This window comes from Methylobacterium sp. J-088 (assembly GCF_022829295.1).
In the GTDB taxonomy this organism is placed as follows: Bacteria; Pseudomonadota; Alphaproteobacteria; order Rhizobiales; family Beijerinckiaceae; genus Methylobacterium.
This window is the reverse complement of the sequence record NZ_JAKSYH010000046.1, coordinates 37,245-49,934: the sequence shown is the minus strand read 5'-3', so window position 1 is coordinate 49,934 and position 12,690 is coordinate 37,245. Positions and strand designations below refer to the sequence as shown.

The following is a 12,690-nucleotide window of genomic DNA, read 5'->3' as shown; positions in this document are numbered from 1 at the left end:
GCTTGGACCGGACCGAAACGCTGGCCGCCCTGCGGCGCGGCGACCTCGACGGCGCCCGCGAATTGCGCCTGCCCGACGGGCTGACGGAGGTGCCTCCGGAGGTCTTCGCGCTGGCCGACACCCTGGAGGTGCTGGACTTCGGCCGCGGCGGCCTGACCGACCTGCCGGCGGATCTCGGGCGGCTGCGCCACCTGCGGGTGCTGTTCGCCTTGGGCAACCCGTTCGAACGCCTGCCACCGGTGCTGGGCGATTGCCCGGCCTTGAGCCAGCTCGGCTTCCGCGGCTGCGGCATCGCGGAGGTGCCGGCCGAGGCGCTGCCGCGCGACCTGCGCTGGCTGACGCTCACCGACAACCGGATCGAGACCCTGCCGGCGGCGCTCGGGGAGCGGCCGCGCCTGCAAAAACTGATGCTGGCCGGCAACCGGATCGCGACGCTGCCCGACAGCCTGTCGGCGGCCGACAACCTCGAATTGATTCGGCTCGCCTGCAACCGGCTCGGCGCGCTGCCGCCCTGGCTGACGCGCCTGCCGCGCCTCGCCTGGATCGCCTATGCGGGCAACCCCGCCGAGCCCGTGACGGAACCGACCCCGGCGACGCGGGTGCCGTGGGGGGAGCTGGAGGTCGGCGCGTTGCTGGGGGAGGGGGCCTCGGGCCGGGTCCACCGGGCGGTCTGGCGCGGGCAAGCCGTGGCGCTGAAGCTGTTCAAGGGCGCGATGACGAGCGACGGCCTGCCCGCCCGCGAGATGGAGGCCTGCCTCGCCGCCGGCACGCATCCGGCGCTGACCGGGGCGCTCGGCCGGCTCGACGGCCATCCCGACGGGACCGAGGGGCTTCTGCTCCGGCTCCTCCCGCCGGATTGGCGCGTGTTGGCCGGGCCGCCGAGCCTCGCGAGCTGCAGCCGCGACGTCTACGCTCCGGATCTCAAGCTCGATCCGGAGCGGGCCCTGCGGATCGCGCGATCCGTCGCGGAGGCGGCAGCCCATCTGCACAAGCGCGGCCTGATCCATGGCGATCTCTACGCGCACAACACGCTCTGGGAGGCCGGAACCGGCGCGGCCGTGCTCAGCGATTTCGGCGCCGCCTCGGCGCTGCCGGACGGGCCGGCCGGCGCGGCGCTCGCGCGGATCGAGGCGCGGGCGATGGGGATCCTGCTCGGCGAGCTGCTCGACCGCTGCGATGCGCCGCCCGCGGAGCTGCGGTCTCTGGAACAGAGCTGCACGCAGCCCGACCCGGCCCTGCGGCCCGCCCTGCAGGAGGTGGTGGCCGCGCTGGCGCGGATAGCGAGCTGAGCCCTGCGGCCGCCCTGCGGATCTCAGCCTGAAAGCCTCAGTCGGGGATGTCGGCCTGCCGGCGTGCCACCACGGCGAACAGGTCGCCGAGCGCGGCGAGGCTCGCCGCCTGGAGCTGGGCGGCGGGCACCACGGACCCGTCCGGCCCGGGCAGGTCCCGCGTCGCCGTGGTGGAGGCCACGACGGTCGGGCGGAAGCCGAGGTTGAAGGCGCTGCGGGCGGTGGAATTCACGCACATATGCGTCATGAAGCCGGCCAGGACGACGTCCTTCACGCCCGCCGCCTCCAGTTGCGCCTGGAGATCCGTGCCCACGAAGGAACTCGGGTAAGCCTTGGTGATCACCGGCTCGTCGCCCTGCGGCGCCACCTCCGGGCTGATCTGGCCGATCGGTGCGGTGACGTCGTAGGGCGAGCCCGGCCCGGCATCGTGGCGGATGTGGAAGACCGGGATGCCGGCCGCGCGCGCCCGGGCCAGCAGATCCGCCGCCTCGCGGATCGCCGGCTCGACGCCGTCGAGGCGCATGATCCCCTCGCGGTAGGTCTGCTGCAGATCGATGAGCACGAGCGCCGCGCCCTTCAGGGCAGGGGGCTCCGGGCTGAGGCCCGACAAGCCGCGCAGGGTTGCGAGTTCGGACATTCGGGGTCTCCCAAGAAAGCGCGGCCAGCGCGGTTTCGCCGAATGCTATACCGCGTCGACGGATCGGCACCATCGGTCAAAGGTGTATCGCAGGCTCTGTCGGCTGGCCGCGTGATGCTACCGACCCGGCACCCCCGGATCGATCGCCGGCAATTCGCCCGCCGGGAGCCCCGCACCGGCCTGGGCCTGCGCACCGCCGGTGCCGCGGGCGCGATTGGCCAGCGCCACGGTCAGGCGTTCGGCGGTCTCGGGCTGCATCACGGCCAGCACCTCGGCCATCTTGCGCGGGTTCATCGCCAGCACGATCGGCACCAGCACGTCGTGGCCGAGCCGGTCGAACACCCGGGCGGCGTCCTTGGGCTTCATCGACTCGTACATCGTGACGATGTTCTTGAGCCCCTGCTTCTCGGCATCCTCCTTCGCCTTGGCGACCGTCTCGACCTTATCCTCGGCCTTCTTGAGATCGCCGAGGCCGGTTTCGAGCTTCCGCTCGGCTTCGCCCAGCATCTTCTCGCGCAGATCCAGCTCGTCGCTCTTCTCGCGCAGGGCGTCGCGCCGGGCGCCGAGCTTTTCCAGGAGCACGCGCTCTGTGGGCGAGACCGGGCCCTGTGCGGCGGGCGGCGCCTCCGGGGGCTTCTCGGCTGGCTTCTCGGCGGGAGCGGCCTTCTCTTCCTTGCCGCCCACCGAGCCCGTGGTGACGGGGTCGGGGATGTCGAAACCGGTGCGGGCGCGGGCCACCGCCCGTCCGTAATCCGGCAGCGCGCCGCTCTCCGGAAGGCCGACCTGGATCAAGCTGAGCAGCTTGAGGACAAGGAGCCCCGCCGCCGCCAGCGCGACGGCATCGACGAGACGCAGCCGCCTCGTTGATGCCGGCTTGGGGCGCACCGGCTTGGGAGGCGCGCTGCGCAGCGCCGTACCGGCGCGGCGAATCTTCGCCTCGGGATCTGGTTTCGGCGGCGGAATCTTCGGAGCCTTGACCCCGGTCACGCGGCGCGCGCCCGGACGCGGGCCAGCGCGCGCTCACTCATCGCCAGTGCTGCCGCGGCGGCGGCCCCAAGCCGCTCCCCGTTCGGGCTCGACGGCTCCGATCGACGCAGGGGCTGAACCTCGGGCTCGGTCACGATTTGTGCGGCAGGGACAGGCGCCGGCTCCGGCCGGGCCGGCACCGTGCGCATCTGCGCCACGATGGCGCCGATGCGCGTCACCACCGTCTCGCCGGCCTCGACCTGCAGCTTCAGCTCGGCGGATCGGGCAGCCGCGGAGTCCAGGCTGGCATTGAGGGTGCGATCGGCATCGTCGATGGCGGCGCGCAGGCCCGCGATGGCGCGCTCGGCCGACCCGGTCGCCACCATCAGATCGCCGATGGTCTGGCGCAGGGCCGCCTCGTCGCCCTTGAGCTGACCGATCCGGCGGGACAGGCGCAGGGAGGTGACGATCGTCGCCGCCAGCAGGACCGCCACCAGAATATCGGCGGCGAGGGTGACGAAGAGACTCATGACGGCACCCTCAACGACCCTAATTGTCCGACCGGTTGTTCATCGAGGCCTCGTAGGCCTGGATCGTCGTGCGCGAGCGCCGCAGCGGGCGGGTGACCTGCACGGCGATGTGGCCGTCGACCCGGCCGATCCGTCCCTGCGTCAGAGCCCAGTCGCCGCAGCGCACGGTGATCAGGTCCGACGGCTTGGCGTCGAACATCAGCGTCTCGCCGACCTTGAGGTTCATGACCTGCTTCAACGGCAGCATCATCTCGTGCAGCACCGCCTCCATGGTCACGTCGGCCTGCCAGATCTCGGTGGCGAGGTGGCCCTCCCAGACGTGGTCGCGGCCGAGCTTCTCGCCCATGAAGCTCTGGGTGAGCAGTTCCCGGATCGGCTCGATCGTGGCGTAGGGGAACAGGATCTGCAGCATGCCGCCGCGCCCGTCGACATCGAGGCGCAGGCTGATCAGGATCGCGGCGTTGCCCGGCCGCGTGATCGTGGCGAAGCGCGGGTTGGTCTCGATCCGGTCGATCCCGAAGGTCACGGGGGAAAGCGGCTGGAAAGACAACTCCAGGTCGCCCAGAACGATCTCAACGAGACGGCGCACCAGCGTCATCTCGATGGCGGTGAACGGCCGCCCGTCGAGGCGGCTCGACGTGCCGCCGCGTTTACCGCCCAGCAGCAGGTCGAAGGTCGCGTAGGCGAGGTTGGAATCGACCGTGACGAGGCCGGAATTCTCCCATTGCTCGGCCCGGAACACGCCGAGCAGGGTCGGCAGCGGGATCGCGTTGAGGTAGTCGCCGAAGCGCACCGAGGTGATGTTGTCGAGCGTGACCTCGACGTTGTCCTGGAACAGGTTGCGCAGGGAGGTCGACAGCAACCGGATCATCCGGTCGAAGACGATCTCCAGCATCGGCAGGCGTTCGTACTGGACGACGCCTGAATCGACGATGGCCTGCACGCCTCCGGCCCCGGAGGCCGAGAGTTCGCGCATGGAGAAGCCGAGGACGCCGTCGATCTCGTCCTGGTTCAGCACCCGGTCGTTGCCGGCGAGTTCGGGGAGGTTGTCGCTCTCCCCGTCCTCGATCATCGTCGCCCATTCGGCGGCGACGTCTCCGGCGCTGCGCGTGGTGCCCTGCTCGGCAAGCGCCGCGCCCCATTCCTCGGCGAGCGACGAGTCGCCGCCCTCGGCGCCTTGCTCCAGCAGGGCCGCCGACCAGTCGTCCTCGGGGAGTTCGTCCTCGGGTTCCATCAGGCGTGCGCCGAAAGGGTGACGGGAAGGGGTAGGGTCACTGGACGATCACGTCCTTGAACAACACCGCCTCGACCCGGGCCGGATAGAGGGCGATGTTCACGCGGCGCAGCAGCTCCTCGCGCAGCCGGAACAGACCGAGCGAGCTGGTGAGGTCGCTGGGGCGCAGCTCGCGCATGTAGACCTGCAGCGCGTCCTCGACGCGCGGCATCATCGGCTTCACTTCCTCCTCGACCTTGGCATCCTTGAGTTCGAGGGCGAGGCGGACCTTGGCGTACTTGGTCTTGTCCTGCGGCAGATCGGGGCTGAGGTTCAGCATCATCTCGCGGACTTCGACGAAAACGACCGGCTTCTTGCCGTCCGGGCCGGCCTTGTCGCCACCGCCATGCCCGCCCCCGTGGGAATCCCCGGCAGCCTCCGCGCCGTCGCCATGTCCGCCGCGGCCCATCATCAGGAAGGCGCCCCCGCCGCCGCCGAGCAGCAAGACCGCGGCGGCTACCATGATCATGAGCTTCTTCTTGCCCTTCGGGGCGGTGGCGGATCCGGCCTCGCCCTCCTCGGAAGAGGCCTTCTTGGGCGTCTTGGCCATGGAATAATGCTCTCTCGCGGATATCCGCGCTCGGGTACGGCCCGATATCGAAGCATCAGGGTTAACGCGCCGTTAAGCCGGCAATTGCTGCCGGGCGAGGATTGCCGCAGCACAACCGCGACCTGCCGCCAGGGTCAACAGACTCCGACCTAAGTCGTTATAATGAATTGCGAAATCAGATCCGTCGCCACTGGCACGGCGCATGCTGAATGGATCGTTGCCGCCACCGCGGCGGCGAGTCCCAGAGTTCACGATGCAGAATGCCCTCTTCATCGGCGTATCTAGCCAAGTGGCGCTCCAGCGCGAGCTGGACGTGATCGCCAACAACATGGCGAACGTCTCGACCAACGGGTTCAAGTCCCGCAGCAGCCGCTTCCAGGAGTACCTGATGCCGGTGGCGAGCGCGGATTCCTTCGCGCGCCCGGACCGGCGCCTCTCCTACGTCATCGACCAGGGCACCACCCTCGACCTCGGCCAGGGCCCGGTCGAGCAGACCGGCAACCCGCTCAACGTCGCCGTCAAGGGCTCGGCCTTCATCGCCGTGCAGACGCCCCAGGGCGAGCGCTACACCCGCAACGGCGCCTTCGAGATCAACCCGCAGGGCACCCTGGTGACCAGCGACGGCTACCCCGTCGCGGGCGACGGCGGCCCGATCTCCATCAATGCGCAGGAGACCGGTCTGGCCATCGGAGCCGACGGCACGGTCTCGACCAACCTCGGCATCCGCGGCCGGATCAAGCTCGTCAGCTTCGCCAACCCGCAGCAACTCACCAACGAGGGGGGCAACCTGTTCGCCTCGGGGGAGGCGGGCCAACCGGCCGGGCTCGACGGCCGCCTGGAGGCCGGGGCGCTGGAGCGCTCCAACGTCCGCCCGGTGCTCGAGATGACCCGGCTGATGGACGTGAACCGCACCTACACCATGGTGTCGAGCATGATCTCGCGCCTCGACGATTTGCGGGGCTCGGCGATCAGCCGCCTCGCCAATGTCGCCTAAGGGGGCCTCGAGCGATGCGCGCCCTCTACTCCGCCGCCACCGGCATGGCGGCCCAGGAACTGAACGTCCAGGTCATCTCCAACAACATCGCGAACCTGCGCACCACCGGCTACAAGCGCCAGCAGGTCCATTTCCAGGATCTGCTCTATCAAAACCTGCGCCGGGCCGGCTCCTCGACCTCCGAGCAGAACACGCAGCTCCCCGCCGGGCTGGCGATCGGCTCGGGCGTGAAGACGACCTCGACGGCCCGGGTGATGTCGCAGGGCACGCTCACCTCGACCGAGAAGGATTACGACGTCGCCATCCGTGGCGAGGGCTTCTTTCGGCTGACGATGCCGGACGGCCGCACCGGCTACACCCGGGACGGCTCCTTCGACCTCTCGGCCACGGGCCAGCTCGTCACCCGCGACGGCTACCTGCTCGATCCGGCGATCACCGTGCCGCAGACCGCGACCTCGGTGACGATCAGCGCCACCGGCGCCGTGCAGGCGACGCTGCCGGGCCAGACCGCGCCCCAGGCGCTCGGCCAGTTCCAGCTCTCGCGCTTCGTCAACAAGGTCGGCCTCGAATCGATCGGCGACAACCTGTTCGTGGAGACCGCCGCCTCCGGCCCGGCGATCAGCGCGCTGCCGGGGTCCGAGGGCTTCGGCAACCTCCAGCAGAGCTATCTGGAAGAGGCCAACGTGAACGCCGTCACGGAGATCTCGTCGCTGATCGCGGCCCAGCGCGCCTACGAGATGAACTCGAAGGTCGTCACCGCGGCCGACCAGATGCTCTCGACCGCCTCGCAGATGTTCCGCGGCTAACGCATCGCCCCGAACGGTGGCCGTCGGCCTCCGGCGGATGACGATGCCGATCAGACAATCAACGCTCAGGTTCCCGACGATGTATGCCGGCCTGCACCAGAACCCCGCCTTCCCGGACCCCGCCTTCTCGGACCCCGCCTTCGAGGCGGCCATCCTGCCGCTCGTCAGCACGGCGGCGGACGAGAGCGACCTCAGCCCGATCGTCCGCCATGCGCGCCCGCGGGTCGCGCCCCTCGGCATGGCCGTGGTGCTCCGCACGGTGCTGGCCGTGCTGGCCTTCGCGACGCTCGGCGCGCTGGCGATCCCCGCCATGGCGCGGGCCGAGGGCCTGCGCCTGCGCGGCGACGTGACCGCCCGCGGCGACGTGCTGACGCTGGCCGACCTCGTGGAGGGGGCGCCGACGGCGCTCGCCGCGCGGCCGCTGTTCCGTGCGCCCGCGCTGGGGGCCACCGGGACGATCCAGAGCCGCCGGATCGTTGAGGCCGCCGCCGCCCTCGGCCTCACCGGCCTGGAGACCGGCGGCCGCATGCAGATCGCGGTCCAGCGGGCCGCCCGCCGCATCGGCCCGCTGGAGATCGAGGCCGCGCTCAAGCACGGGCTGGAGACCGGCTACGGCCTCGATCCGCGCATCCTGTCGGTCCGGTTCGACGGTGACGGCCCGACGCTCCTGGCCCCGGCCGACCTCGCGGGCCAGGCCGCGGCCCTCGACCTGAGCTACGATCCGCGCTCCCGCCGGGTTGCGGGCCTGGTCAGCCTCGGCGAGCGGCAGGCGTCGCTGCGCGTCTCCGGCGTGGTTCTCGAGATGCGCGAGGTGGCTTTGCTCGCCCGCAATCTCGACCGCGGCGAAGCGGTGAAGGAAGGGGATTTCGCCCTGGAACGCCGGCCGCGCGACGCCGTCCCGGCGGACGCGCAGGCGAACGCCGGCGCCGTCGTCGGCGAGGTCGCCCAGCACGCGCTGGCGGCCGGGACCGTGCTCCGGATCAGCGACACGGCCCCGCCCGAGCTGGTCGCGCGGGGCGAGAACGTGACCATTGTGTACGAGACGCCGAGCGTCAGCCTCGCGATGCGTGGCCTCGCCAACCAGGGCGGGCGGCTCGGTGCCGTCGTCAACGTCGTCAACACCGCCTCGCAGAAGGTCCTGCAGGCGACCGTGATCGGCCCCGGCCGGGTCTCGGTCGGCCCCGGCCCCGCGCCCCAGCAACAACAGGCAGCCGCCGCCCCGCTCCAGGCGACCGCCTCCTTGCGCTGAATGCCCGCTCCGCACGCGTTCACGAGTATCCCGGAAGAGTCCCCGATGGCCCCTCGCATCGCCCTGAAGCCGCTCGCCGCCGCGCTGATCGCCGGCGCGCTCGGCGCCTGCAACACCGCCGACCGGCTCTCGCAGGTCGGCGCCACCCCGGCCCTGTCGGCGATCGAGGACCCGACCACGCAGCCCGGCTACAAGCCGGTGCGGATGCCGATGCCCGACGTGCAGCCGGTCTCCTACGCGCCGAATTCGCTCTGGCGCACCGGCTCACGCGCTTTCTTCAAGGACCAGCGCGCCGCCCGGCTCGGCGACATCCTGACCGTGAAGGTCAACGTCACCGATCAGGCCAACATCAGCAACGAGACCAAGCGGAGCCGGGCCAACACCGAGAGCTTCGGGCTGCCGAACGCCCTGGGCCTTGAGAACAACGCGGTCGGCAAGTCGCTCGGCGTGGGCGGCACGGCGTTGCTCGCCGCCACCTCGGCGACCGCCAATGACGGCGCCGGCTCGGTCCAGCGGGCCGAGACCGTGACGACCAACGTTGCCGCGGTGGTCACCCAGGTTCTGCCCAACGGCAACCTCGTGGTCGAGGGCAAGCAGGAGATCCGGGTCAATTTCGAGATCCGCGAGATGGTGGTGGCCGGCGTGGTCCGGCCGGAGGACATCGAATCCGACAACACCATCGACTCGGCCAAGATCGCCCAGGCCCGGATCGCCTATGGCGGCCGCGGCCAGATCACCGACGTGCAGCAGCCGCGCTACGGCCAGCAGATCGTGGATATCCTGCTGCCGTTCTGAGGCGGCAACCTGAAGCAGATCGGCCGTGGAGATGTCCGGTCAGATAGGGAAGCGGACGTGCTCAGATCGAACGTGCCTTTGCCCGGATATGAAGCTGGGGTTGGTCGAGATTGTCGTTGTCGATGATCGCGTCGCAATTCGCCTCCGGCTCAGCGATCTGCTCGTTCAGCGCATAGGCTGGACGGTAGCGCTGCGCGTACAGATCACGCGCCGCAGCTTCGCCCCCGAGCTTGGCCGCATCTCGACTGAGCCCGCGTGCCTCCGCCGTCGCAGCCGAGGCACGCACGAAGAGGGCCACATCCCAGTAGTCACGTAATTCGGGTCGCTGCAGGAAGGTGCCGTCGACGATCAGAATAGCATCCACGACGGCCGACTCCGGTTCCTGTGCAAGGGGCAGATCGGCGACTAGGTCAAAGGATGCCGTGCGGTAGCGTCGATTCCCTCCTGGCCAAAGCGGGGCCAGCAGGAGGGCGACAATGGCGGGTAGGTCGCGCGCATCGTGGTAGTACCCCTCGGCAGAATGCCGCCCCCGAGCGTATCGCTCCACCCGCGGGCGGTGGAAGCCGTCGACCGAGGTTCGGATCACGCTCCGGCCTCGCTTCGCGAGTAGACCCGAGAGTTCGTCGGCTAGGGTCGTCTTACCGGAGGCGGTTCGCCCATCGACGCCCACCCGAAGCGGACGGCCAAGATGCTGACGTTCGATCCACTTGGCCAGTTCACTCAGTAAAGCAGGTCTGTCCACGTGCCGGTCACACGCGTTGGGGCATGAAAGTGCTGAGCTGTAGCGTCACTTCATGACAACCTGACGGTGGTTCAAACCGCGCCTCGCGCCGTATGGCGGTGCCCTTAACCCGCCTCGTCCGGTTCCGGCCCCCGGGTGACGTCGAGTCCGGCACCGGCGCCTTGCGGCGGGCCGACCTTCACCGGGGCGCCGGTGCGGGCGGCCTCGTAGATCGCCTCCATCAGCACCTGATCCTGAAGCCCTTCCTCGCCGGGCGTGCGCGGGCGCAGGTTCTCCTGGATGCACCGGGAGAAGTGGTCCATCTCCAGGGCGAACTGGTTCTTCGGGCTGAGGATCCGCTCGTCCCGGGCCGCGTTCTTGCCGTCGCGGTGGCCGACGAAGAGCCGCTGGCCCTGGTAGGCGAAGGCGTTCTGAAGATCGATGGACGCGTTGCTCGTGTGCAGGGTGAGGCTGCGCGCCTCGTAGACGCCGTAGCTCGACAGGCACTGCGCGATCACGCCGGAGGGGAAGTGCAGCGTGAAGCTTACCGTCTCCTCGACCTCGCGGTATTTCGGGTCGTCGGGCGGCGAGTGGATCTGCGCCTGGATCTGGTCCGGCTCCTCGCCGAGCACCGCGCGGGTCGTGTTGAGGCAGTAGAGCCCGATATCCGGCAGCGAGCCGCCCCCCGCCAGCGCCTTGCGCAGACGCCACTGCTCCGGAAGGCCGGTGGTCTGTCCGTTGAAGGCCTGGATCATCCGCGGCTTGCCGAATTCCCCGGTGCGGGCGAGCTTGATGACCGCGCGGTTGTGCGGCTCGTACTGGCAGCGATAGGCGATCATCAGCTTGACGTTGGCCTTGGCGCAGGCCGCGATCATGTCGCGGCATTCCTGCGAGGAGACCGCCATCGGCTTCTCGCAGAGCACCTGCTTGCCGGCGGCCGCAGCCGCCAGGACGTTGTCGCGATGCACGCCGTTCGGCGTCACCACGTAGACCGCGTGGACATCCGGATTGGCCTTGAGGCGATCCCATTCGTCGTAGCCGTAGACCGCGTCTTCGGGCAGGCCGTACTGCCGCGCCACGAGCTTGGCCTTGTCGGGCGAGCCCGACATCACCGCGGCGAGCCGCGCGCGCTTGGTCTCACCGAAGGCCGGCAGGATCTCGTCGAGGCTCAGGCGCCCGAGGCCGACGACGCAGTAGCCGACGCGCTGGCTCGGAGGCTGCGGGGCGGGGGTCGGCGCCGGGGGACGGTCGCCCGATCCGCGCCAGTTCGGAAACATCACCTTCCCGCCCTGGACCGCGCCGGTATCGGCCGGGACCGCGGGCGCCGGAGGGGCCGCCTGCGCGCCGTTGCCGCCGATCGCAGCGCCCGCCAGGGCGCTGCCGGCAGCCAGGAGGGTGCGTCGAGAAAGCCGTGTGTCGTCGTCCGCCATGGGCCTCGCCGTCTTGCTGATCGGAGTGACGCACCGGGGCGCCGGGGGCGGGGCCACGCACCGCCGATGGCTGCCCCGCTCGCTCGTTGAACGCGGTTGGGCCGCGCGGTGTTTCCCGCGGCGCGCAGATGCGCCGTCATCACGCCGGCGGCGGCGGATCCGGAGCCTCGACCTCGCCGCGGCGCTGCAATTGCAGGGCGACGAACCAGCACAGGCAGGCCCAGGCGGCCCCGATGCACCAACCGGCCACGACGTCGCTTGGCCAGTGGACGCCGAGATAGATCCGGCTGATCCCGACGAGCAGCGTCACGCTCACGCCGAGGCCGAGCATCAGGGCCTTCGCGCGCCGGTTCCGCTCCACCCGCGCCACCAGGGTCGCCAGCGTCAGATAGGCGATGGCCGACATGGTGGCGTGGCCGCTGGGGAAGCTTGCGGTGAACACCTCCATGCCGTGCGGGACGAGATCCGGCCGGGGCCGCTGGTAGAAGAGCTTCAGCACCGTCGAGACCAGCTCGCCGCTGCCCACCGCGCCGAGCACGTAGAGTCCGATCCGCCGCCGGCCGGAGACGCCGAGATAGGCCGCCACCGCGCAGGTCAGGAACATCACCGTGAAGACGCTGCCCAGCCCGGTGATGTCGCGCATCGTCTCTTCGAGCCAGGGCGGCCCGATCGGATCGGCGAGGTCGGCCGGGTTGCGCAGGGCCAGCAGGATCCGGCGGTCGAGGGCCGCGGTCGAGCCCTCGCCGACCTCGTGGGCGAGGTAGAAGAATCCGTAGCCCAGGATGCTGAGGCCGAGGAGCGCCACGAGGGGCCCAACCTCGTTGAGGCGCAGCCGCAGCCAGACCCCCGTGGCGGGCTCGATCAGGCGGTTGTGCCGCAGGTTGCCCGGGACTCTCACGGCCCGGTCTCCGGGGACAGGACGGAGGTCATCAGGCGTTTTCCCCGAAGGCAACACGCGCGACCGCCTCCCAGGGTCCCCCGAGGTAACGCCAGAGCTGCGTCGCCGGGGCCGTGAAGCGGAATGGCGCGAAGCCGGCCTGAAGGTCGGCGTGGAGCGCGCGGGCCTTGTCCGGGGTGACCTTGTTCTGAACGGTCACGTGCGGGCGCCAGCCCTGCCGGTCCTGTGCGGTGAGATCGGGCTCGAACGCCTTCGCGAGGCGGCCGCGAAACGCTGTCAGCGCTTCGGATTCAATCACGTAGGCGACACCGCGGCCGGTGAAGCGAAGGCCCGTCACGGCGACCTCCGGCGGCGGCATCGTCCGGGCGAGGGCCGTGATGGTCTCGAGGACGCCACGCTCCCGATCACCGGGCAAATGGTGGAACAGCGTCGCATGAGCCGGGATGACATTCAGCTTTTCAGGGAAGAACCGGCGCCGCTCGCCGTCGAAGCGCGCGAAGGTCGGCTCGTCGAAGGCGAGTGTGAGGATCAAGGGGGCCGCATCTTGCATCG

Annotated in this window: 14 protein-coding genes; 5 read left to right on the top strand and 9 right to left on the bottom strand. The window is 70.3% G+C overall.

Annotated elements, in window-relative coordinates:
• Nucleotides 1-2 precede the first annotated feature (2 nt).
• Nucleotides 3-1,289, top strand: coding sequence for a leucine-rich repeat-containing protein kinase family protein (locus MKK63_RS04550; protein ID WP_243999098.1), 1,287 nt, complete (start codon nucleotides 3-5; stop codon nucleotides 1,287-1,289).
• Between the two features lie 37 nt (nucleotides 1,290-1,326).
• Here MKK63_RS04550 and MKK63_RS04545 read toward each other — a convergent pair whose 3' ends face one another.
• The 5 genes from MKK63_RS04545 to fliL form a co-directional block, all read right to left on the bottom strand.
• Nucleotides 1,327-1,926 carry a cysteine hydrolase family protein gene (locus MKK63_RS04545; RefSeq protein ID WP_243999096.1) on the bottom strand — a complete coding sequence of 200 codons (600 nt, stop codon included), beginning with the start codon at nucleotides 1,924-1,926 and terminating at the stop codon, nucleotides 1,327-1,329.
• A gap of 117 nt (nucleotides 1,927-2,043) precedes the next feature.
• Nucleotides 2,044-2,913 carry a MotE family protein gene (locus MKK63_RS04540; RefSeq protein WP_243999094.1) on the bottom strand — a complete coding sequence of 290 codons (870 nt, stop codon included), beginning with the start codon at nucleotides 2,911-2,913 and terminating at the stop codon, nucleotides 2,044-2,046.
• Nucleotides 2,910-3,422 carry a DUF6468 domain-containing protein gene (locus MKK63_RS04535; protein ID WP_243999092.1) on the bottom strand — a complete coding sequence of 171 codons (513 nt, stop codon included), beginning with the start codon at nucleotides 3,420-3,422 and terminating at the stop codon, nucleotides 2,910-2,912. Before MKK63_RS04535 ends, MKK63_RS04540 begins: the two co-directional genes overlap by 4 nt.
• A gap of 19 nt (nucleotides 3,423-3,441) precedes the next feature.
• Complete coding sequence (gene fliM, locus MKK63_RS04530; RefSeq protein WP_243999221.1) at nucleotides 3,442-4,659, bottom strand: flagellar motor switch protein FliM; 1,218 nt, start codon at nucleotides 4,657-4,659, stop codon at nucleotides 3,442-3,444.
• 34 nt (nucleotides 4,660-4,693) lie between these two features.
• The gene (gene fliL, locus MKK63_RS04525; RefSeq protein ID WP_243999090.1) at nucleotides 4,694-5,245 is read right to left on the bottom strand and encodes a flagellar basal body-associated protein FliL; all 552 of its coding nucleotides are present in this window, start codon (nucleotides 5,243-5,245) and stop codon (nucleotides 4,694-4,696) included.
• 253 nt (nucleotides 5,246-5,498) lie between these two features.
• Between fliL and flgF the strand changes: the two genes are divergently transcribed.
• The 4 genes from flgF to flgH all read left to right on the top strand — a co-directional run bounded on the left by flgF (nucleotide 5,499) and on the right by flgH (nucleotide 9,089).
• Nucleotides 5,499-6,239, top strand: a complete 741-nt coding sequence (gene flgF / locus MKK63_RS04520) for a flagellar basal-body rod protein FlgF (protein WP_243999088.1) — start codon at nucleotides 5,499-5,501, stop codon at nucleotides 6,237-6,239.
• 14 nt (nucleotides 6,240-6,253) lie between these two features.
• Nucleotides 6,254-7,045: a flagellar basal-body rod protein FlgG gene (gene flgG / locus MKK63_RS04515; protein ID WP_243925238.1), complete on the top strand. Its 792-nt coding sequence runs from the start codon at nucleotides 6,254-6,256 to the stop codon at nucleotides 7,043-7,045.
• A gap of 79 nt (nucleotides 7,046-7,124) precedes the next feature.
• Nucleotides 7,125-8,294 (top strand): flagellar basal body P-ring formation chaperone FlgA, encoded by a 1,170-nt coding sequence (gene flgA, locus MKK63_RS04510; RefSeq protein WP_243999086.1) that lies wholly within the window; start codon nucleotides 7,125-7,127, stop codon nucleotides 8,292-8,294.
• 45 nt (nucleotides 8,295-8,339) lie between these two features.
• Entirely contained in the window at nucleotides 8,340-9,089 is a 750-nt protein-coding gene (gene flgH, locus MKK63_RS04505; RefSeq protein ID WP_243925240.1) for a flagellar basal body L-ring protein FlgH, read from the top strand.
• A 61-nt stretch (nucleotides 9,090-9,150) separates the two neighbouring features.
• Here flgH and MKK63_RS04500 read toward each other — a convergent pair whose 3' ends face one another.
• The 4 genes from MKK63_RS04500 to MKK63_RS04485 form a co-directional block, all read right to left on the bottom strand.
• Nucleotides 9,151-9,831, bottom strand: coding sequence for a uridylate kinase (locus MKK63_RS04500; protein ID WP_243999084.1), 681 nt, complete (start codon nucleotides 9,829-9,831; stop codon nucleotides 9,151-9,153).
• Nucleotides 9,832-9,935: 104 nt separating this feature from the next.
• Nucleotides 9,936-11,240, bottom strand: a complete 1,305-nt coding sequence (locus MKK63_RS04495) for a Gfo/Idh/MocA family protein (RefSeq protein ID WP_243999083.1) — start codon at nucleotides 11,238-11,240, stop codon at nucleotides 9,936-9,938.
• 139 nt (nucleotides 11,241-11,379) lie between these two features.
• On the bottom strand, nucleotides 11,380-12,138 hold the full coding sequence (locus tag MKK63_RS04490) for a phosphatase PAP2 family protein (RefSeq protein WP_243999081.1): 759 nt from the start codon (nucleotides 12,136-12,138) through the stop codon (nucleotides 11,380-11,382).
• Between the two features lie 31 nt (nucleotides 12,139-12,169).
• Entirely contained in the window at nucleotides 12,170-12,688 is a 519-nt protein-coding gene (locus tag MKK63_RS04485) for a 2'-5' RNA ligase family protein (protein WP_243999079.1), read from the bottom strand.
• Between the last annotated feature and the right edge of the window lie 2 nt (nucleotides 12,689-12,690).

Bases quoted from the DNA above. Each gene is read 5' to 3' on its own strand.
- MKK63_RS04545 (WP_243999096.1), bottom strand. From the start codon at position 1,926: ATGTCCGAACTCGCAACCCTGCGCGGCTTGTCGGGCCTCAGCCCGGAG.
- MKK63_RS04535 (WP_243999092.1), bottom strand. From the start codon at position 3,422: ATGAGTCTCTTCGTCACCCTCGCCGCCGATATTCTGGTGGCGGTCCTG.
- fliL (WP_243999090.1), bottom strand. From the start codon at position 5,245: ATGGCCAAGACGCCCAAGAAGGCCTCTTCCGAGGAGGGCGAGGCCGGA.
- flgF (WP_243999088.1), top strand. From the start codon at position 5,499: ATGCAGAATGCCCTCTTCATCGGCGTATCTAGCCAAGTGGCGCTCCAG.
- flgG (WP_243925238.1), top strand. From the start codon at position 6,254: ATGCGCGCCCTCTACTCCGCCGCCACCGGCATGGCGGCCCAGGAACTG.
- flgA (WP_243999086.1), top strand. From the start codon at position 7,125: ATGTATGCCGGCCTGCACCAGAACCCCGCCTTCCCGGACCCCGCCTTC.
- flgH (WP_243925240.1), top strand. From the start codon at position 8,340: ATGGCCCCTCGCATCGCCCTGAAGCCGCTCGCCGCCGCGCTGATCGCC.
- MKK63_RS04495 (WP_243999083.1), bottom strand. From the start codon at position 11,240: ATGGCGGACGACGACACACGGCTTTCTCGACGCACCCTCCTGGCTGCC.
- MKK63_RS04485 (WP_243999079.1), bottom strand. From the start codon at position 12,688: ATGCAAGATGCGGCCCCCTTGATCCTCACACTCGCCTTCGACGAGCCG.